We start from the raw sequence: 19,888 nt of genomic DNA, 5'->3' as shown, positions 1-19,888 counted from the left end.
TAGTTGGTTTAGAATGAAACATTTACACCAAAACTGAGCTGTTTCATAGTGGGGTACATCGTCTGAGTTGTTCCAAGTGCGGTTATTTCCGGGTCGATACCCTCGTAAGGTGTAAGCGTCACCAAATTTTCTGCGTTCACATAAACAAACAAGCGTTGTACAAAAAAACGGCGTGTCAATGAAACCGGCACGGTGTAACCAAGCTGAACATTTTTTAAACGTACATACGAAGCATCCTGCAGCCAGAAATCCGAATTCGGCGTCGTGTTCTGCGCGTAGGTATAATTGGTAAGTCGCGGATAGCGTGCATCCTGGTTGTCGGGCGTCCAATGATCATCGGCTACGGCCTGATTGATCTGATAACCATTTCGCATTCCCGTAGACAGGTACAGATCGCGCCAATAAGCTTTGTTGCCTGCTGATCCCTGAATCAAAGTGGAGAAAGAAAATCCTTTCCAGTCGGCATTTAAATTCAGGCCAAAAACCACTTTCGGGTTCAGATTGGCATCCACTATTTTCCGGTCATCATCGTTTATCTTTTTATCTCCGTTCAGATCCTTATAAAGAAAATCACCCGGCTTGGGAATACCCGGATTGAATGTATAACCATCAGTGATCATCTGGTTGATCATTTCCATGTCGGAATCTTTAACGATCCGGTCCACTTCCCTTACATAAAACGACCATATCGGATGGCCCTCCAGCATGATGTTTTGGTTGCTGAGTGAAGATTCAGATCCTTTGAAGCGGGTCACTTTATTTTTGATGTAGGAGAAATTTCCGCTGATACCGTAATTTACATCTCCTGCTTTATCACGCCAGTTCAGTGTAAGTTCAACTCCACGGTTGAGCACCATGGCTGCATTCTGTTTTGGCGCGGCGAGGTTACCATTCACCAGAGGTATCGGCAGATCAATTAAAATATTGGATGTGTTTTTGTTAAACCATTCTGCTTCAAAACCCAGACGGTTTTTAAAGGTTGCAAAGTCGACTCCAATGTTGCTGATATTGGTTTTTTCCCAGGTAAGCGCGCTGTTGGCAATCGCAGCGGGTGCGCCACCCTGAACGATAATTCCATTGAAGGAGTAATTCGAAGTGCCGTATACAGATTGATAGTCATAGTTTCCTATGCTGTTGTTTCCCAGACTGCCCCATGATCCTCTTAATTTAAGTTCATTGATAAAAGCAACATCTTTTAGGAATTCTTCCTCCGAAAGCCTCCATCCAGCTGATACCGAAGGGAATAAGCCCCATCGTTTGCTGCTGGCAAAACGCGATGATCCGTCGTAGCGAAGATTTGCTTCCAAAAGGTATTTTTCTGAAAAATTATAATTAACTCTTCCAAAAAAAGAGCGCAATGCCCAGTCTGTTGCATTGCCGCCTACAACAGGATTTGTCGACGTTGCGTCCAGTACGGGTGTCGCATCATCTATAGGATCGGATTTGGAAGCTGAAAAATTGTTTCTTTGATAGGATTCTTCCTGATAACCTAAAAGGGCGCTTATCTGATGTTTGCCAAAGGTCTCGTTGTATTTAATTACATGATTCAAAACGGTCTGATAAGCTCTTGCATTGGTATTGCCGACCGAGTATGTACTCGGATTAGGATTCCATATCTGCTCGGTCTGGAAATTATATCTTGGGATATACACCCCAATAGAGCGGCGGGTCTGATTGTCGTAATCGATTGAAAAACCTGATTCCAGTGTCAGGCTTTTGGTAAAACGGATATTGGAATAAAACCTTGAGAATAACTTCTGGCGTTCGATATCTCCCCGTGTTGAGTTGAGCGTCCAGAGGTAATTGTTGGCTTGCTGATTTTCTCCCAGCGCCATCGCACTTCCGTAGCGCCCCTGCGGATCTCTTGGTGTGATGCCGGGAACAGTTGCGCCGGTAAATGAAAAAAGATCCTCTATATTGGCAAGTCCGCTATTCGACCACAGTCCAAATGTATTGGTTCCTACCGTCAGCCACTTGTTAACCTGCGACTCAATGTTTATTCTTGCATTGTAACGTTTAAAGCCGCCGTTTTCAACCAGCCCCGGACTGTTCAGATAGTTGAATGAAATCAGGTAAGTACTTTTTTCACTGCCTCCTGAGGCGGATACATTATGTTCCTGCGCCCATTTTTTTTGTAATATCCAGTCAAACCAGTTCGTGTTCGGGTATTTCACCGGATCAATAGCAGAATTAGTCCTCCAATCCTCGATGGTTGCTTGTGAAAAGGGACCTGTTTGGGGCGAACTGTTATTAAAACCTTCATTGATGAGCTCCATGTGACGGGGATAATCGGTCACCATATTGATCAGATTGGATGGCTTCTGCTGAGAGAGCCGTACGTTATAGCTCAGTGTTGTTTTATCTTTTGAGCCTCTTTTCGTCGTGATTAAAATAACACCGTTCGCCGCGCGCGACCCATAAATAGCGGCAGAAGCGGCATCTTTCAGAATAGAAATATTGGCTACATCCTGCGGGTTGACATCATTCATATTTCCCTGCACGCCGTCAATGATTACAAGCGGATCCGAATTATTCAGCGTTCCCTGACCCCTGATCCGTAAAGTGGCACCATCGCTTCCGGGTTGTCCGGAGTTTTGTTTCACCGAAATTCCAGCGCTCAGACCTGCAAGACCCGACGAAAGCGAGGAAATCGGGCGCGTTTGAGCTACGTTGGAGAAATCGATGGAAGCGACAGATCCTGTCATGTTCACTTTCTTCTGTGTTCCGTAACCTACAACCACCACTTCGCTCAGTGCTTTTACGTCAGCCTGTAACGTAATGTCAAGTTGTGAACTGCTGCCTACTGTAACTTCATGAGGCAGATAACCGACAAAACTGAAAACCAGAACGGATTGCTGATCGGGAACATTGATTTCGAAATTTCCATTCACATCTGTTACTGTTCCCTGCGTTGTGGATTTGATCAGAACGCTTACACCTGGCAGCCCTTCTTTATTTTCTGAGGCCGTTACTCTTCCTTTAATATTAATTTCCGCCTGCAAAAGCTCCTGATGGGCAGAAGTTTGTGGCTGTGCTTGCGGTTGCTGTTTTTTATTGAGAATAATGTATTGTCCGGAAACGGAATAAGTAATGTCTAACGGGGTCAGGATTTGCTGCAAAACAGATTCCAATGGCTGATTGGCCACATTGATTGTAACCTTATAACCGTTCACCAATGTACGGACAAAAGAAAATTTTACTTGGGAGGAGCGCTCGATGGTATGTAATACCTCTCTGAGCTCCTGTTTTTCAGCTTTAATGTGAACAGGTTTGCTTAGCATGTCCTGTCCATAGCTACCGCCGGCCAGCGATAGGCTTGTGAAAAGCAGTGAAACCAAAAATGGTGTAATTGTAATTTTCATCACCGTCACCAGATAATTGAATGGGCTAAACGTTTTTTTCATTAATTTGAAAAGTTTTTGGTTGAAAGCTAAAGACACAATTCTCCCTTGCCTTCGAAAGAAGGTAGTTTCAGAAGCTGAATAGGGGAGTTCTCAACCGGTAATGTTCGTACCATTACCGGTTACTTTTTTAATAAACTTTTTACGGCTTGAGCATAGGTTTTCGGTGGTTAAGGTTTAGGAATCAATTAGTGGCACCCCTGGGAGGTAACTGTAATACGGCCGTCTGCATTTTGATAAGTGGCACCAATGGTTTTGCAAAGGATATCCAGCTTGGTAAAAAAAGTTTCATTGCTCAGTGTGACATCTACGTAGCAATCTTTTAATACCGCTTCATCATACATAATGTCAATGCCGTAAATCCGACGCAGTTTCTCAAATACCTCTGACATAGGCTGATTGATAAATTCGAAATCTGTTTTTGACACTTTGTTTTCTATCGCAAGCGGCTGCTCAACAATGCTTTTTTGTAAAGTATTTTCCTTGCTTGAAAAATAAGCCTGCTGATTTGGAGTGAGCAGCAAAAGCTCCTTCTTATTTTTATCCTCAACCGGTATCACTTCCACTTTTCCGGTTTTTACTTTTACACTGGCTCCTTCTGCGGTGGTTTCAACATGAAAACTGGTACCCACTACCCGGGTCAGCAGTCCGTTGGCGAATACTAAAAAGGGATGGGTTTGATCTTTCTTGACCAGGAAAAATGCTTTCCCTTCCAGATACACTTCCCGGTTGCCATTTTCACCAAAAGCTTTTTCATAGCTCAGCCTGCTACTTGGATACAGTGTTATTTTGCTTTTGTCGGGAAGTTCAAAAGTTTTTAAATCCTCGGCCAAGTTGACGACTTCCAGAAGCGTCTGTTTTTTATCATCTACATAAGCATGATAAACGGATTGGTTCGTGAAAGCCCGATTTTGGAGATATAACATCCAGCCCAAAGCAGCCGATACGAGAACCGAAGCGGCAATAAGTAATTTTTTCCAGGGGATAAGTGGTTTTACGATTGGCAAAGCCATAACAGGTTCAAGGGCCCGCGCATCTTTCAGGATCCTGTTTATCTGCTGACTGACCTGATATTGAGGAAGTTCAGCTGCGGAGGTTTGCGCATAACGGATCAACTGAGCCGCCTGATCCATCACAAGCCCGGCGGCCGGGTTTTGTTCTTTTAGAATCGACCATTTGGAATATGACCTTTGGCGTTCAGGGGAAAGAACCCAATGACAAAAATCGCTGTCAGCTAAAAAATCTTCAAGCTTGTAATGATTAAAATCCTGCATAAGGGTTTTGGAATGGTCTGCTGTATGGGTATGACCCAAATAAGCGTCGGATCTCATCAAATTTTATGCAAAAAATATAGGCGTGGTTGAAGATTTTATTTAAGTACTTGTGATCCAGTCAATTGAAATAAGAGAAATGAGCAGTATTAAAGCCCATTTTTCTTTGAATAATCTTAAAGTGTGATAAAGAAGATTGGAGACGGCCGGAGGCGAAATTTCCATCACGGATGCAATTTCATTATTGGACAGGTTCTGAAAGAATTTTAAATGAATAATTTCCTGCTGGCGGCGGGTGAGAGAACCGATGATTCGATTTACCCTTTGCTGTGATTCCGATGAAGTTTCGGTCGCAATAATATTCCTTTCAATATTCTGTTGATCAGAAGGATCACTTTGCTCAAAGTGATCTCCGGGAAAAACCAGAAATTCGACTTTTTGATTTTTAAATATTCGGTTACGAAGACTGGTAAAGAGGTAGGCCTTGAGATTATTAACTTCGGGGAGATTTGACCTGTAGTCCCATAAATGTAGAAACAGATCGTGTATTAAATCTTTGACCTGATCGTCTGTGGTGAATTTTCTTCCATATTGGTAAAGTGGACGGTAATATGATTCAAGCAATTGTTCGAATGCCTGCCATTCTCCGTTTTTAAATTCTTCCCACAAATCTGCATCACTCTTTACCACACTTGTATTCTTTTCATTAAAGGTAATCTGCTATTGTCTGATGTAAAATAAGAATTATTTCAATGAAGACCACACAAACAAAGAATCTTTTAAAAACGCAGTTGCAATCCAGAAAACTCTATCGCCGTAAAAAGGCTTACAGCTGGGCGTGCGATGTCCTTCTTTTCATATCCGCATCCTTAATAATATGGATACCACGAAAGGTGGTGATATTTTCCGGCAATACAGGACAAAGTAAAATAGAACTGATTTTCTGCTATGGCACACTAGCCAGGATTAAAGGCAAAAAGAGAAACCATCTATACTTACAAAAAAGCTACTTATTTTGTATTTCATATGCAGAAAGAAGGGTCTGGAAAAACACGAAGCCGGTCATCTGGTAGGATTTTCTCCTTTTAAATCTGCCTTAAAAAAATACAATTGTGCCACGGGTCTCTTTGATCTTCCGACTGTCTGATTTTTCTTTCCCAGTCCCGTAGCCGAACTTGGCTACCGTAATGGCATGTGGCTTACTAAATTCCTTTTGAGTTAGGCCACTTTCGCGCCATTCCCATACCAAATTGAACAATTTTTCTGACTGATCCATTCTTGTTGATTTTTCAATCAAATGTAAAAACCGCATTATTGCCAAAAAATACCTGTTTCACAGGAGCTTACGAAAAATCGCAAAGCACTAACATTTAAACAAAACAATGCTAAACCAATCCTTAGCAGACAAGCGGGTGATCGACAAGATTCATTAGCTTTCTTCATGTCAGAGCTGTTAGATGATTTCAGGGTACTTGCCAGACTCAGGAATTCAAAATATATTTTTGTACTTTTTTAGTTAGAAGCTGCGTGATACTTTTCTGCCCTCATCAAACACAGGAAATTATGGCAGCAAAAATTACGGTAAGACGGAAAAATCGTTTGGCCTTGGTACGTATTGAAATCTTTGTCCTAGCTGTATTTGTCTCACACTGGCTCGGTAAAAAATATGAGTGGGACAGGGTTACAGGTGTAGCAGTCCTAATCATAACGGTCGTACTGACAGCCGGTTTATTTTTTAGGATACGTATTTTTCGATATATCTTCTCTATTCTGTTTTCGCTGCTTTGGGGTTTTTTAGTTTACGGGTTTGCCGATTCTGCAACGACGTCAAGTTACAGCCCTTGGCTCGCATTTGGTGTGGTTGCTGGCATTAGCCTTTGGTTACACAAAGACTATTTCACTTTTGAGAGTAAATCCGTGCCTATGGAATTTGAGTGATGCGTTAGCGCAACCAGAAGATTGAGTATTTCGCACATATATAAATCGGACAAAAAATCCCTTTATATATGTGCAGTTTAATATATGGTATTCCGATAATTTTTAATGGCTTTGATTGTCTAGTACCAGTTTAGGATCTCTTGATAAGTTTTATTACGGCGCCTTTACGTTTTCAATAACCAAGTTTTCCAGCATCCGAGAGAAGTTAATTTTCTTCGCTATTTCCAAATGTTTTCCGGATTTTCTTTTGCACCTTGGCCGGTAGGCAATAGCCATCTTACTTAGATGCTGCAGCATACTGCTTGAAATAAGCATGTAGGTCCACCTAGGCCTTGATTCTTGGTCCTACCATTCTGCATCATGATTTTTAAAATATTTGCTGAAAACCCAAATGCCTCCCAAAAGTTTTGTTGAGTCATCGGCACAACGAAGTAGTAGCAAAATCTATCAGGCTAGCATTCATAAGTGCGGAACCTAATATATCAAATTTGGCTTAACCTTTATCGTTTTTGAGATCTCCACAAACAAATTCCAATAATTCACAAGGTGATACATCCATTGCCAGCGCGATTAAATATAATTCATCTGCACGTAGTTTAGCAGATGAATTATTTGATAACTCTGTTAATCTTGGGCTACTCAGTTTAGACTTTCTTGCAACGTCTGCCTTATTTATAGATTTTTTGTCGAAATAGTCTCCTAATTTGGTTTTCATTTTCAAATAATTGTTGTTATATTATTATATTATATTAATAATTTAATATAATATATTTTGTATGGCTTTGTTTAAATTCTAGTAGTTTGCTGGTACAAACTAATGAGTGTTGCGATTAAATAAAGTTTCGTCTGAACTGGAATATATTCCTCTCTAAAGTTATTTTTAAAATATCACCCAACCTACTCTCGGTATTGACACCCAAGGAAACCTTCTTGTTTATGAATTTCTATATTTAAATATAGAAATTCACAAATAATTTTATTAAAATCTTAACAAATAAATTTTGATATTTAAGAATTACTTAATATATTTACAGTAAATCTTAAAGACATGGTGCAGTATAATTCATCACTTGATCGATTAGAGATAATAATTCCAATCCAAAAAATTGAAGATTTGGTTAGGTATGAAAAGAGTATCCTTAAATTATTGGCAGAGATCGAGATATCAAATTGTGATGCTGATTTAAAACAAAACATAATGTCCATTTATGAAATCCTAGGTCATTTCAGAATAGACGACGATTTGCTCATTTCAATGGGAAGTACCTATTGATTTATTTAAAGGTGTTTACACGCTATTACATTTTAAATATACAATGCAAATTGTTCAGCAAACTAAGTTTATTTTGTTCAACGTCATTTTGAATTGCTGTTTAGCGAGCCGCAGTGACTAGATGTGGCAAAGTAACGTTGATGCTTCTAATTTAATGTCTCGTAATATGAGAATAATTTAGATAAGGAAATTTCAAGTCCTTCAGATAATGCTACGATTGTCGATAGGGCTAAATTGACTTTACCTTTGCAAATCCTTTGCACTTGTGAATATTCAAGGCCAGAGGCAGCTGATAGTTTTCTTAAACTTAAATTCTTCTCTTTTGCAGCTTGAAGAACAGCGCTCGCAAACTTGAGTTGGTTTTCTACTTTACTTTCCATCCGGGAAAGTGAAAGAATTTGTGAAATTTTTTGACGTATGATAGTACGTCAAAAGTGAATATTGATTATATTTGGGTGTCGATAAGGTATCTTGGTAGAAATTATAGTGTTTGTGGCCAAAGAATGCATTGTAATCTGTAAAGAAACCTGATGAAATAAGATTTGAAATCAGTATTGGATCAATGGAGTAACAAGCTATAATCTACAATATCTGTTTCACGGTGTGTTAGTAACAGTTACCATATGTTCCACGCTTCGACCAAAGCTTTAACTAGTGTTGCACTTATGATTACCCTTCAAATTTTTCGTCTGCTGATCCGTAAGCCTCAGTAACTGTACTCAACAGTTTCGGTAGGGTAGATGCTATGTTCTTCATTTAGAACAGACGGTGAGAATACTGTCTAATTCTATCATAAGCCGCCTTTCTCAGGGCGCTAACCATTTTTCACTCTCAAACTTATAGTTGCAATGAACTCACGTTTTTGCTTTCCGGGCAAAGTATTGCCTTACATTTTCTATTTATCAATTGCTTATCTGCTATTGTCTCAGTGGTCTACACTTCGAGCGCAAGGTATTAGGTCGGCTAGAAGCTTGCAAATAGGGGACACCGTCCCTGATGTGACGATTAAACGGATACTCAATTACAAAACCACATCCGCTAAAATATCAGATTTTAAGGGTGAAGTTCTGATTTTGGACTTTTGGGCTACATGGTGCAGTCCCTGCGTTTACATGATACCGCGCATGGATTCACTTCAAAAGCAGTTTAAAGATCAGGTTCAATTTTTGGCAGTAACGTCGGAGTCGGAAAAGAAGTTTTCCGACTTTAAGTTAAAGTACGAGAAACGTTATGGTAGACGTATAGAGACACCGGAAGTTGTTTCTGATACTGTTTTACACAACTTATTCTACCGTAAGACGATTCCGCATTATGTTTGGATCGATCCTTCTGGTGTAGTGAAAGCGGTAACGGAAATGGACGAAATTACCTCAGGAAATATTGCCGCCTTTATTTCGAAAAATAAGGTTGAGCTTAAAGAGAAAAAAGACGAAAAGCGCATTCCGTATGACAAAGAAAAATCACTGCTGGTAAACGGGAATGGCGGTGACGGTAGTAAGTTGCTTTATCACTCGCTTCTGACTGCATACACGCCGGGTCTGACCGGAGGGTTCTCCTGGAAAATAGATTCCTTGACAGGAAGGCGAATCACGGTTACGAATTGTGGCAGACTTTGGCTTTACCGTATAGCATATGCAAAACCGGGCAGCTACTTTGATGAGTCCAGCGTAATCATCGAAACCAAGGACCGATCAGCATTAACCACTGTACTTTATGGGAGAGATTATCTTGATTGGCTTATCAATAACAACGGCTTCTGTTATGAGCTGATCGTTCCGGCGTCTTTTCAGAAAAAGACTAATATGATCATGCAGCAGGATCTAAAAAACTTCTTTCCCGAGTTTTCAGCTTCGGTTGAAAATCGGACAAAAAAATGTCTAGTGCTCAAACGAACTGGTGGTACTGCCAGTCTACCAGCCAGCGCCGGTGGCAAAACAGAAGTGAAGGTGGATCGTTTTGGGTGGAAGATCACCAATGCTTCCTTGGCACTGCTTGTAGACCGGGTTAATCAGACACAGAATCCCCCATTGTCAATCGTGGATCAGACCGGTTATAAAAACAATGTTGATCTGGATTTAAGTGCAGGTATTTCCGATCTGACAAGCCTGAATAGAGAGCTTGGCGGGTACGGTCTGACACTTGTTGAAGATCAGATCACAAGGCCTGTATTGGTCATCACTGATCGTGATTCAAACCACTAATCCAGTTTTACAAATCAAAATTCGCTCCTATGAAAACATATTATTATTTACTCTGGCTGCTGGTATTTCCGGTAATCGGCTTTGGCCAGTCGGTAACCGTGCGGGGTAAAATTATTTCAGCTGACACTCAGATTCCGCTGGTGGGTGCATCAGTCGTCCACAAATCAAGCCATACAGGTGTATCGGCAGACTCTTCCGGTGCATTTACAATGGACCTGCCGGCAGCAGATCCGATTGTAATCGTATCCTTTATCGGATATACAAAAAAGGAAATCATTATGAGTGCTGGTCAGCAGGTTGAAATCAGGTTGGAGCCCGATCAGAACCAGTTGGGGGAGGTGATTGTTTCGAGTGGTTACCAGCAGATCCCTCGGGAGCGTTCTACCGGCTCTTTTGTACATGTCGATAATGAACTACTCAACCGCCGTGTAAGCACCGACGTGCTCAGTAGGCTTGCCGATGTGGCGCCCGGTTTGATATTCAACCGCAGTGGAGCGAGCAAATCCGGTGCTCAGAGTGCGATCAGCATTCGTGGACAGAGTACGCTTTTTGCTAAGGAAGACCCATTAATTGTCGTCGACAACTTTCCTTATACAGGTGATTTGGGTTTAATTAATCCCAATGATGTCGAAAGTATTACCATATTAAAAGATGCTGCGGCAGCTTCAATCTGGGGGGCACAATCCGGAAACGGGGTAATCGTTATTACGACCAAGACTGGACGTTTTAACCAGCCAGTACAGGTGTCGTTTAATTCCAATATAACGACGGGAAAGAGGCCTGATTTATACTATCTGCCGGTGATTTCTTCCTCGGATTATATCGACATTGAACAGATGCTATTCTCTCGCGGTTACTACCGTAGTATAGAAAATGCCGATGCGAAAACGGCGCTGACGCCGGTGGTTGAACTTCTGATAGAAAATCGCGATGGGAAAATTACTGATCAGCAACTGCAAAATGGAATAGAAGCCTTCAAGGGCAGAGACGTGCGGTCTGATCTGAATAAATACCTATACCGGAATAGCCTTAGCCAGCAGTATTCGCTCAGTATCAAAGGGGGGAGTGCCAACCAGCGTTATTTCGCCTCAGCAGGTTTTGACAAGAACTTGTCCACCTCTGTTGGTAACGGTGTCGGCAGAGTCACGCTTAATGTAAATAACACCTATGCACTGCTAAAGCAAAAACTGGAAATCAGCACAGCGATCTACTATACTTCGTCGAAAACGGATCAAAATGCGATCAATACCAGTGATTTGAATCTGTCTGCCGGTAATCCCATCTTCCCATACGCCCGTCTGGCTGACGAAAATGGTAATGCAGTGAGCCTTCCCCATTTATACAGGGATAAATTTATCGCAGAATCCATGGGTAAAGGTCTTCTGGATTGGCGATATAGTCCACAGCAGGAACTTCGTCTAGGCGACAACAGTATATCGAACGCAGAATACAGAATAAACTTGAATACACAGTACAAGATTTTGCCAGGTTTGAACGCTCAGGTTCTTTACCAATACGTTAGCAACAATACTGAAAGAAAAGACAGACAGGATAAAGACAGCTGGTACGTTCGGGATCTGATCAACCGGTTTAGTTCGGTGGGTGCAGATGGTGCTGTTATCAGGCCTGTTCCTGCCGGCGATATTCTCAATCTCAGCTCTGTCTCCTCGGCCAGTCACAATTTGCGCGCCCAGCTTAATTTCAGCAAAGATTGGAAAGGCATATCCAGTCTGTCAATGCTTGCAGGAGCCGAGGTGCGGCAGTTAAATACCATGGGAAACGGCTCTATTTTGTACGGTTACGATGACGAGCTTGCTACCAGTGTGATGGTCGATTATCTTGCAAATTATACCGCCTTTGTTAATCCCACTTCGAAGAGCAACAGGATTCCATACACAGCGTCGCTATCGGATTTGACTGACCGCTACATCTCCTACTATGCCAACGGAGCTTACACTTTTAAAAACCGCTACACCCTTTCGGCCAGTAGCAGACTTGATCAGTCTAATCTTTTTGGTGTCAAAACCAATCAGAAGGGCGTGCCGCTGTATTCAACCGGACTGAGCTGGATGATCAGCCGGGAGGGATTCTATGATGTTGACTGGCTGGCTTACCTGAATTTAAGAATGACTTACGGATACAATGGGAATATCGACAAATCACTTTCCGCATACACAACAGCCTACTATACCGAAGGAATCCGCTCGGCAACTGGGCTGCCCTATGCGACGATTGCCAATCCGCCAAACCCGCAGCTCAGGTGGGAGAGAACCCGGATGATCAATTTTGCAGTAGACTTTAAGACCCGCAATAACATCATAAGCGGTAGCTTTGAATATTATTTAAAGAAGGGTCTTGATCTAATCGGTAATGCAGCCTTTGCTCCACAGACAGGTATTTCATCTTTCCGGGGAAACACGGCCAACAGCAAAGGACATGGCATCGATCTGAATCTTCACAGTCGGAACTTGAATGGTAGTCTGGGCTGGCAAACCGATTTTTTTCTGAGCTACGCTGCCGACCAGGTTACCAAATACCTGCTTAAACCAACCAGCATAGCAGGCTCATATCTAGGCGGATCCAATCTGGTGCCAACCGAAGGTAAACCGCTATATGCTGTTTACAGCTACCGCTGGGCAGGGCTTGACCCGGCTAACGGAGATCCAATCGGCTATCTGAATGATGAAACAAGCAAGGATTATGCGGCTATCAAGTCTGCTACAACGCTGGATCAATTGAATTTTCATGGTACCATGCGGCCCCTTATCTTCGGCGCCATGCGAAATACAATAACGTTCAAGCAGCTTTCGGTCTCGGCTAACATCAGCTACCGGCTGGGGTACTATGTACGGCTTCCATCTGTTAATTATGCCACAATTCTTTCAGGGCAGGGTGGACATGCTGATTACAATAAGCGGTGGCAAAATCCGGGTGATGAACTTCGGACAAATGTACCATCCATGCCGACGACAATCAATGTTTTGCGCAACGAGATCTACGCCTATTCTTCGGCACTGGTGCAAAAAGGCGACCATGTCAGATTACAGGATATCAATGTTGCTTACACACTTTCCAAAGCACGCTTTAAAAACTTTCCTTTTCAGTCAGCACAGATCTATCTGTATGCCAATAACCTGGGATTGATCTATAAAAAAGCGAAAATGGACCTTGACCCGGATTACATTCTTTCTCCGCCAGCTCCGAAGACGCTGTCTGCGGGTGTAAAAGTTGACTTTTAATCTAACCGTTTCTACAACATGAAAAGCCGTTTGATTTTAATTGTACTGGTAGCTACGCTATGCTGCTGTACAGAAGACTTTCTTGACAAAAAGCCCAGTAAAGCCCTGGTAGTTCCTACTGAGCTTTCGCATATGCAGGCACTTTTAGATGCTTATGCAGGTGGCATCAATTCAGGGCCCGGGCTTCATACTGCTGCTACCGACGAATTTTACCATCCTGATGCAAATCTGGGTAACGTAAGTGCACTGGATCGTAACACCTACCTATGGGCAGCTAACATTTTTGAAGGGCAAGCCAGCAATCACTGGGACAACTCTTACAAATCGATATTTTATGCAAACGTGGTCTTGGACGGACTAAGCAAAATAAAACCTGATTCGGTTTCCCAATCCAGTTGGGACCACGTCTATGGAAGTGCTTTGTTTATAAGAGCAATGTCTCTGTTTAATCTGGCTCAGGTTTTCGCAGCACCTTATGAAAAATCGGCTGCACCATCTCTGCTGGGTCTTCCTATCCGGCTGGATATGGATGTCAATGAGATTTCACAACGGGGAACATTGCAGCAGACCTATGACCGGATCATCGCAGACCTGAATGAATCGGAGAATAAAATGGCATCTCATCAGCCGCTGTATGTCAGCCGCCCATCCAGACAAGCTGCCAGGGCTCTTCTTGCAAGGGTTTATCTGGTGATGGGAGAGTATGACAAAGCACTTGAAGCGGCCAGCTCCAGTCTGGCTATCCATGATCTGCTATTGGATTACAATACGCTCAATCCCGCCGCTGCACGACCATTACCTGCGGTTCTCACAGGAAAAAATCCGGAAGTGATTTTTCACCAATCGTTAGCACCAATGGTTATTCTTGATTCCCCTCTAACAGGTGTAGATTCGCTTTTATACAAAACTTATCAACCAGATGACCTTCGAAAAACTTGTTATTTTGTGCTCAGACCGACCGGGAACATCGGATACAAGGGTAGTTATTTTGGCGGAGCTACCATGTTTGGAGGTTTGACCACAAGCGAGATGCTTATAATCCGGGCTGAATGCTACGCCCGGCAGGGAAAAACAGATCTTGCGCTGGCAGATCTGAATACACTGCTGGAAAAGAGGTTTAAAACCGGCCGGTTTACTCCCTTGACTGCTGATCAGCAAAGTATCCTTCCGCTTATTTTGGCGGAAAGAAGAAGAGAGCTTTTTGGCCGCGGCCTTCGCTGGAGTGATCTGAGACGTTTGAATCCGGATCCACGTTTCGCCGTCACAATCACAAGGACATACGAGGGTAAAACCTATACACTACCTGCCAATGATAAAAGATATGTGTTCCCAATTCCCGACAATGAAATCCAGGCAAGTGGTATTACTCAGAACCCCAGATAAACAAAAACACTCCATCCAAAAAAGGACGGAGTGTACACCGTGTCAGAAATGATTCTATTCGAGAATATAACCAGTCTGAACAGAGCCGATCGCATTCTGCACGTTCACAGAGTCAACATGGTCATTAGGGTTGTAGCCCGTTTCAAATGTTGCCGAGCAAATTTTCTCAGATGGACGACATTCTTCTGGTGCAACACCTGACTGCCAGCCACCTTCCTGATCGGGATTGGTGCTAGGAGCAGTCCTGAACCATTGCTCAACAAGCACATTCGGTTTTGGTTGATTAGGTAGTCTGGTTGCAACAGCTGCAGAACCGGCCATTAACAGAGCGACAAGCAGCAAATAATCGATTTTTAACTTTTTCATAACTCTAAAAATTTAAATTGTGATTGGTAAGATAATGCCTACTCTATTTTCAGGTTTTCAGCAAAGCGCCTGGCGAACAAAGGGCGGACATCCTGCCCGTGCCCTGTGCGGCTTATATCGTGGGACTGGATCTATCGGTTTGTTTACCGCACAGAAAAACGCCAGCGATCGAAATGATCAGGAAAAACAAATTGAAGAAAAAGTGCTGTTTGAATTGCATGTTACCCACCACACCCCCACAATGACATGGTATTCTGTCAAAAAAATTGATCAAAACAAGTCCCATGTAAGCAGTGAAAACAAACATCAAAATCACCGACAGGTAAAAGCCCGTCTTTCTGAACCTGGGTGTAATCAAAACCGCTACGGCAAGAAGTTCCGATACCGGAATGCTCCAGGCAAGCAAAGCCACCGACCATTTTGGAATGGTTTGGTTGGACAACTGTCTTTTGAAAATTTGAAATTCCATGAGCTTGGAAAGCGCAGTGTAGAAATAAAGAATAACCAAAAGTGCTACAATGATTCGAAGCATATTTTCTCTTTTCATTTTCAATTAGTTAAATCGTTTCTTATAAAAACAAACCTTTGCTGCTTTGAAGCTGCCGATTTCTCTCTGATGGAATAAAACTAACTGGTAACAAGGGTAGCCGACTTTCGATTTTGAAAGAGAATCAAACTTTGTTTTTTGTATGACAAATCACATCTGCCGGGATTTTCTTCGTATTTCACTCAGAGAACTCGCAGTAATTTCCAAATAACAGGCAATGTCTTTAAGCAAAATACGGTTATGAGGAAAGTTCTTTTTAAACTCATCATATCCCTGCGGGGAGGGTAAGGCGCACAGGTAAGATTTCAGATCGGCCTTGTCGCGGTCAGCCAGCAAGAGCTTGCCTGAAAGTTTGTGGGTTTCAGTGAAGTAATTATTTAAATAAAGAAGCCGGCGAGGTGAAAGCGATGAAAGCGTAGCGTTTTCTAATAAAACAATAACCTGCGCGTGAACTCTTGCGTCAATTGGGTTATGCGTTAAAAGCATTATTTCTCCCTCTTTCCAAAAACGGGTGATATGTTCTTTTCCATCCGCATCGTAATAGCAGCCTTTGGCAAGCCCATTGTTGATAAACCAAAAGAGGGGAGCACTGGTATTTTGACTGAGGATCTGGTTTTTTTTGTAGAGTTTTTGCAGTTGCGCACTTCTTAGATGACTAACGAATTCTTCGCTGAGCGAATAAAAACCCGATAAGTACTTTATCAAATCTGGCGGCATAATCAGTCGGTTTAAGATTCTTTAACCCATACAATAATTTTTTCAAGCATGTTAATCACGGTTGTTTTGTCAGATTCTTCATAGTTGTATGCCTTGGTCCGAACACTTTTCCAGGAAAGGTCCGCTTTTCTAGGCGTTGACAAAAAGGGTGTGATACTTTTGAAGACCATATTCAATGATCTGGACTGGATAATTCTAAGAGAATCCAACGCCCTGATGACCAATGCAATTTGATCAATGGATAGAAAACACATCACTTTAAATGACTCTGTATTAGCGCTGTTTGACAAATTTTGTGATGCAGCAACAGGGTTTATCTGACATTGAAGTTGTTTTTCCAAAGAAGCGATCTGCTGCGCAAACCAGATATTGACCGTTTTTTGAATATCGTCCAGATGCGGATTAAGCGCTGCACCTGGTTTAAGCGGTATCTGATTAAAGACTTTGTAGCAGTTAAGCAGATATTCAATTTGCTCTGTTGCGCGGCGGTAAGTGCTGAGCTGCTCAGTAATTTCGCATTTGTAATAATCCGTAAATTCGGGACTGTTGAAATTTAGATGGAACAGAAGCGGTATCAACTCGCCGGTAAATTTACTGTTGGCTTGAATTTCATTGAGTTTCTCAATTTCGGTGACAAGAATTTTAAGGTAAAGCGCTTGTCGGTAGGTGACAGATACGATCTGTGATTCGCATAGCAGACCATAAACCGTTTCGAACAGAATATCATTGAGTTCTGAATCCGGATTCCGTAAAAGCAAATATGATTTGATTTGCTCTACCCGTTGGAGCAATTCAGTTTTAAATTCATTGAAATAGGCAGCTGGCAGATGTTGATAGCTAATTAAATACTGCTCAAAATGCATTTCCAAAAACGAAAGAATGTCTTTCAAGCATCCGATCACGGCTCGGCAAGCGAGATGAAATACTACGTAGCCAGATTCCACCTTAGCCGAATTTTCAAGACATTTATCCAAAATCTTAATCAGGTGGCTGTGGTATTGACCGATTGAAATTTGTGTTTCTAGATGGTTGGAAAGATTAAAAATTTGGTTTTTAAGTGAATATATTTGTTTGTTTTTTTCCTGGTTAACATTTTTCAGAATTTGCTCAACATGTTCTTGCCGAAGCATGTATACCTCGGAAGTCTGTGGATTCAATGTGGTGTTTACAATGAGATCCAACGGTTCAAGCCAATTTTTCTCCATGATGATTGTAAGTTTTAAGATGAAAATCTCAAAAGGAGAGGAGGTAACAGTCAGGGCGGGCCGCATTTCTCTGAACCAGAGAAATGTCACGAAAGATTCTATGGGATAGCAGGCTTTTGCTATCCCATAAATTTAATGTGCGCCAGGAATTGTGCAGGTAGTTCCGCTGGTTGTTGTAGCAGTTTTGGAATTTTTAATGATCTGGTTTGCCCAGATCTTTTCACTGAAATTTCTGACCACAGTAGTGGTGAAGGATAACTTGTGCTGCTTTTTCATCGGACTATTGTTTTGGGTAAATAACAGTCACAAAACAATTGACCGAAAATCGTAAAGATAAATTTACGGGACGAAAGTCTGAAAAAGCGGGATGAATCAGGATTTAAACCTTAATTAGTGATAAACGGGATAGTGAGGTCCACAGTATAATTGTGAATTGTTTCAGATATATCCATGCTATAATTACCGGCAAAATGCAGCTCGACGCGTCTTTTAACATTGGCTAGACCAATGCCTGAGACAATGTCGGTTTTATCTGTTTCAAAAGTAGACGGCTTGCTATTGCTTATGATAAATCTGAGATTTTGTTCTTTGACAGTCATTCTAACACTCAGCCAGCATGGGTAACCATTAGAATAAACACCATGCTTGAAGGCGTTTTCTACTAGTGTCAGCAAAAGCATGTTAGGTACCAGTTGAAAATCCTGTATTTCCCCTTCTAAATGAATACGCTGGTGCAGTCGGTCTCCTTCCCGTTTTGATTCAAGATCAACGTATTCGTTCAGGGATTGCCACTCATGGCTAAGACCTACGAATTCAGTGTCATTGTTATATAGGGTAAGTCGAAGTACTGCTGCTATTCTACCAAGATACGACGCAGCCTTTTTACTTACGGGTAGCACGTGCCGGTAAGCACTGTTGATCAGGTTAAAAACAAAATGTGGTGACAGCTGGCTACGCAGGGCTTTTAGCTCATGCTGCAAACCTTCTTTTTCCTTTTCTTTTTGTCTCAAACCGAATTTGACCATTTTAATTCCAATCGGCAGAATTAAAAGCTGCGTTTCCTGGAAATCGTAAAGAAATACAATAAAATCAACAGGTTTGAAATGGTGAATAGGTAATAAGTAAAGCTCACCATAATATTTATACGGTTCTACGACTGACGATATACCAAATTTAAGGTGAAGTGCCAAATACATCAGGTATGTGAAAAAATGAATGGTGATTAGAAGGCCGGCGAAAGAAGCAAAAAAGAGCATCACGCCGCGCAGCCAGGAGCTGAGAAGCTGATAAATATAGATCGTTAAGTAATACATCGGAATGTATCGCAGGTAATTTAGAATATACAAAAGGATGACTTGTTGGGTCAGCTTGCCTTTGATATAAAGGGGAATGAACCAAGTGAAGTGAAATAGCAGAAAGATCATCCAGAAGACCAGGTGCTTCCTAATCCTCTCCGGCACGGACTTGTAAAAAAGAAACTTATTTATGTTGCCAAAATAACCATCATTTCTATCCATAACGCTTGTTTACGACTTTGAAAATTTCACTTCTAAATTCCTCTGACACACGCGCTTTGACATCATTGATCATCAGCAGCTCGTTGCCTTCGAGTTCTTTTATGGCATCTCTGTTAACGATAAACGCCCTTTGCGTCTGTGCAAATAAATCGGAGGGCAAATTATCTAGTAGCTCGGAAATCGTTACTCTTGTGCGGTGAGTGTCTTCGGTTGCATAAAATATACAGTAATTTCCGGAAGCCTCAATGCAGCAAATCTCACCGTAGTCTAGCGGAATCTGCTTTTTGTTTGCCTTAATCCATATGCACTTATCGGTATATACGGGAAAGTTAATTTTTCCTTGTAACGATTGTTGCTTAGCGGCTTGAAGATCATCCATCGGATCATTCTCAGTTTCCCTCTGATCAGCCATCAACGATAAGGGCTGCATAGCTGCATAAAGTGAGCGTCTTTCACATACCCTGTTTATCGCCCTAAGAAATCTTGGGAACTCAAAGGGTTTCTCAATAAAATCGACTACATCGTAATTGTATCCTTCAATTGCATACTTGGCATACCCCGTGATCATGATAATACTGGAAGATGTTTTGCCGAGAATCTGCATAAGCTCAATTCCTGACAGGCGAGGTATCTGAACATCCAGAAAGACGATGTCCGGAATCAGACGTTGGATCATAGTCAAGGCTTGTACACCGTCGTAACAACTCCCGCAGTAGCTAAGATATTCAACATCTTTGATGTGCATTAAAAGAAGCTCATGCGCTGCTTTGTTATCGTCAACAATCAGACAGGTCAATTTAAGTTTCGGATCTATTTTCATAGCACATACC

General features: G+C 41.9%; 17 protein-coding genes. 5 read left to right on the top strand and 12 right to left on the bottom strand.

What is annotated here, in order from left to right; genetic code table 11:
* Positions 1-8: 8 nt before the first annotated feature.
* The 4 genes from E0F88_RS30240 to tnpA all read right to left on the bottom strand — a co-directional run bounded on the left by E0F88_RS30240 (position 9) and on the right by tnpA (position 5,948).
* The gene (locus E0F88_RS30240; protein ID WP_131962076.1) at positions 9-3,404 is read right to left on the bottom strand and encodes a TonB-dependent receptor; all 3,396 of its coding nucleotides are present in this window, start codon (positions 3,402-3,404) and stop codon (positions 9-11) included.
* A 185-nt stretch (positions 3,405-3,589) separates the two neighbouring features.
* Positions 3,590-4,732, bottom strand: coding sequence for a FecR family protein (locus E0F88_RS30235; RefSeq protein WP_131962075.1), 1,143 nt, complete (start codon positions 4,730-4,732; stop codon positions 3,590-3,592).
* 42 nt (positions 4,733-4,774) lie between these two features.
* A complete protein-coding gene (locus E0F88_RS30230; protein WP_165940187.1) occupies positions 4,775-5,362 on the bottom strand; it encodes an RNA polymerase sigma factor in 588 nt (195 codons plus the stop codon).
* Positions 5,363-5,768: 406 nt separating this feature from the next.
* Positions 5,769-5,948 carry an IS66 family insertion sequence element accessory protein TnpA gene (gene tnpA, locus E0F88_RS35005; protein WP_445447120.1) on the bottom strand — a complete coding sequence of 60 codons (180 nt, stop codon included), beginning with the start codon at positions 5,946-5,948 and terminating at the stop codon, positions 5,769-5,771.
* Between the two features lie 287 nt (positions 5,949-6,235).
* Between tnpA and E0F88_RS30225 the strand changes: the two genes are divergently transcribed.
* Positions 6,236-6,610 (top strand): hypothetical protein, encoded by a 375-nt coding sequence (locus E0F88_RS30225; protein WP_131962073.1) that lies wholly within the window; start codon positions 6,236-6,238, stop codon positions 6,608-6,610.
* A 493-nt stretch (positions 6,611-7,103) separates the two neighbouring features.
* On the opposite strand, the gene E0F88_RS30220 is transcribed toward E0F88_RS30225, so the two are convergent.
* Together E0F88_RS30220 and E0F88_RS30215 are read right to left on the bottom strand one after the other, a co-directional pair.
* Positions 7,104-7,325, bottom strand: a complete 222-nt coding sequence (locus E0F88_RS30220; RefSeq protein ID WP_131962072.1) for a helix-turn-helix domain-containing protein — start codon at positions 7,323-7,325, stop codon at positions 7,104-7,106.
* Between the two features lie 704 nt (positions 7,326-8,029).
* A complete protein-coding gene (locus E0F88_RS30215; protein WP_131962071.1) occupies positions 8,030-8,263 on the bottom strand; it encodes a helix-turn-helix domain-containing protein in 234 nt (77 codons plus the stop codon).
* A 468-nt stretch (positions 8,264-8,731) separates the two neighbouring features.
* Between E0F88_RS30215 and E0F88_RS30210 the strand changes: the two genes are divergently transcribed.
* Genes E0F88_RS30210 through E0F88_RS30200 form a run of 3 tightly spaced genes read left to right on the top strand, consistent with a single transcriptional unit; the run spans position 8,732 to position 14,706 of the window.
* Positions 8,732-10,084: a redoxin domain-containing protein gene (locus E0F88_RS30210; protein WP_131962070.1), complete on the top strand. Its 1,353-nt coding sequence runs from the start codon at positions 8,732-8,734 to the stop codon at positions 10,082-10,084.
* A 29-nt stretch (positions 10,085-10,113) separates the two neighbouring features.
* Entirely contained in the window at positions 10,114-13,323 is a 3,210-nt protein-coding gene (locus tag E0F88_RS30205) for a SusC/RagA family TonB-linked outer membrane protein (protein ID WP_131962069.1), read from the top strand.
* A gap of 18 nt (positions 13,324-13,341) precedes the next feature.
* Positions 13,342-14,706, top strand: a complete 1,365-nt coding sequence (locus tag E0F88_RS30200; protein ID WP_131962068.1) for a RagB/SusD family nutrient uptake outer membrane protein — start codon at positions 13,342-13,344, stop codon at positions 14,704-14,706.
* Between the two features lie 54 nt (positions 14,707-14,760).
* On the opposite strand, the gene E0F88_RS30195 is transcribed toward E0F88_RS30200, so the two are convergent.
* Positions 14,761-15,072, bottom strand: coding sequence for a hypothetical protein (locus E0F88_RS30195; protein WP_131962067.1), 312 nt, complete (start codon positions 15,070-15,072; stop codon positions 14,761-14,763).
* A 19-nt stretch (positions 15,073-15,091) separates the two neighbouring features.
* On the opposite strand from E0F88_RS30195, the gene E0F88_RS35000 reads away from it, so the two are divergent.
* On the top strand, positions 15,092-15,697 hold the full coding sequence (locus E0F88_RS35000) for a hypothetical protein (RefSeq protein WP_229213958.1): 606 nt from the start codon (positions 15,092-15,094) through the stop codon (positions 15,695-15,697).
* Between the two features lie 72 nt (positions 15,698-15,769).
* Here E0F88_RS35000 and E0F88_RS30185 read toward each other — a convergent pair whose 3' ends face one another.
* The 5 genes from E0F88_RS30185 to E0F88_RS30170 all read right to left on the bottom strand — a co-directional run bounded on the left by E0F88_RS30185 (position 15,770) and on the right by E0F88_RS30170 (position 19,878).
* Complete coding sequence (locus E0F88_RS30185; RefSeq protein WP_131962065.1) at positions 15,770-16,336, bottom strand: Crp/Fnr family transcriptional regulator; 567 nt, start codon at positions 16,334-16,336, stop codon at positions 15,770-15,772.
* Positions 16,337-16,347: 11 nt separating this feature from the next.
* Positions 16,348-17,541 (bottom strand): hypothetical protein, encoded by a 1,194-nt coding sequence (locus tag E0F88_RS30180; RefSeq protein ID WP_131962064.1) that lies wholly within the window; start codon positions 17,539-17,541, stop codon positions 16,348-16,350.
* Positions 17,542-17,673: 132 nt separating this feature from the next.
* Complete coding sequence (locus E0F88_RS33845; RefSeq protein WP_165940186.1) at positions 17,674-17,817, bottom strand: hypothetical protein; 144 nt, start codon at positions 17,815-17,817, stop codon at positions 17,674-17,676.
* Positions 17,818-17,927: 110 nt separating this feature from the next.
* The gene (locus E0F88_RS30175) at positions 17,928-19,058 is read right to left on the bottom strand and encodes a sensor histidine kinase (protein ID WP_131962063.1); all 1,131 of its coding nucleotides are present in this window, start codon (positions 19,056-19,058) and stop codon (positions 17,928-17,930) included.
* Positions 19,051-19,878, bottom strand: coding sequence for a LytR/AlgR family response regulator transcription factor (locus E0F88_RS30170; protein WP_131962062.1), 828 nt, complete (start codon positions 19,876-19,878; stop codon positions 19,051-19,053). Before E0F88_RS30170 ends, E0F88_RS30175 begins: the two co-directional genes overlap by 8 nt.
* Between the last annotated feature and the right edge of the window lie 10 nt (positions 19,879-19,888).

This window comes from Dyadobacter psychrotolerans, assembly GCF_004349265.1.
Classification (GTDB): Bacteria; Bacteroidota; Bacteroidia; order Cytophagales; family Spirosomataceae; genus Dyadobacter; species Dyadobacter psychrotolerans.
This window is presented reverse-complemented; position numbering and strand designations above follow the sequence as displayed.

What these genes read in the sequence shown, in the direction of transcription:
- E0F88_RS30215 (WP_131962071.1), bottom strand. Translation starts at nt 8,263, where the DNA reads ATGGAAAGTAAAGTAGAAAACCAACTCAAGTTTGCGAGCGCTGTTCTT.
- E0F88_RS30220 (WP_131962072.1), bottom strand. Translation starts at nt 7,325, where the DNA reads ATGAAAACCAAATTAGGAGACTATTTCGACAAAAAATCTATAAATAAG.
- E0F88_RS30235 (WP_131962075.1), bottom strand. Translation starts at nt 4,732, where the DNA reads ATGAGATCCGACGCTTATTTGGGTCATACCCATACAGCAGACCATTCC.
- E0F88_RS30240 (WP_131962076.1), bottom strand. Translation starts at nt 3,404, where the DNA reads ATGAAAAAAACGTTTAGCCCATTCAATTATCTGGTGACGGTGATGAAA.
- E0F88_RS30175 (WP_131962063.1), bottom strand. Translation starts at nt 19,058, where the DNA reads ATGGATAGAAATGATGGTTATTTTGGCAACATAAATAAGTTTCTTTTT.
- E0F88_RS30225 (WP_131962073.1), top strand. Translation starts at nt 6,236, where the DNA reads ATGGCAGCAAAAATTACGGTAAGACGGAAAAATCGTTTGGCCTTGGTA.
- E0F88_RS30170 (WP_131962062.1), bottom strand. Translation starts at nt 19,878, where the DNA reads ATGAAAATAGATCCGAAACTTAAATTGACCTGTCTGATTGTTGACGAT.
- E0F88_RS30185 (WP_131962065.1), bottom strand. Translation starts at nt 16,336, where the DNA reads ATGCCGCCAGATTTGATAAAGTACTTATCGGGTTTTTATTCGCTCAGC.
- tnpA (WP_445447120.1), bottom strand. Translation starts at nt 5,948, where the DNA reads ATGGATCAGTCAGAAAAATTGTTCAATTTGGTATGGGAATGGCGCGAA.
- E0F88_RS30210 (WP_131962070.1), top strand. Translation starts at nt 8,732, where the DNA reads ATGAACTCACGTTTTTGCTTTCCGGGCAAAGTATTGCCTTACATTTTC.
- E0F88_RS33845 (WP_165940186.1), bottom strand. Translation starts at nt 17,817, where the DNA reads ATGAAAAAGCAGCACAAGTTATCCTTCACCACTACTGTGGTCAGAAAT.
- E0F88_RS30195 (WP_131962067.1), bottom strand. Translation starts at nt 15,072, where the DNA reads ATGAAAAAGTTAAAAATCGATTATTTGCTGCTTGTCGCTCTGTTAATG.
- E0F88_RS30180 (WP_131962064.1), bottom strand. Translation starts at nt 17,541, where the DNA reads ATGGAGAAAAATTGGCTTGAACCGTTGGATCTCATTGTAAACACCACA.
- E0F88_RS30200 (WP_131962068.1), top strand. Translation starts at nt 13,342, where the DNA reads ATGAAAAGCCGTTTGATTTTAATTGTACTGGTAGCTACGCTATGCTGC.
- E0F88_RS30205 (WP_131962069.1), top strand. Translation starts at nt 10,114, where the DNA reads ATGAAAACATATTATTATTTACTCTGGCTGCTGGTATTTCCGGTAATC.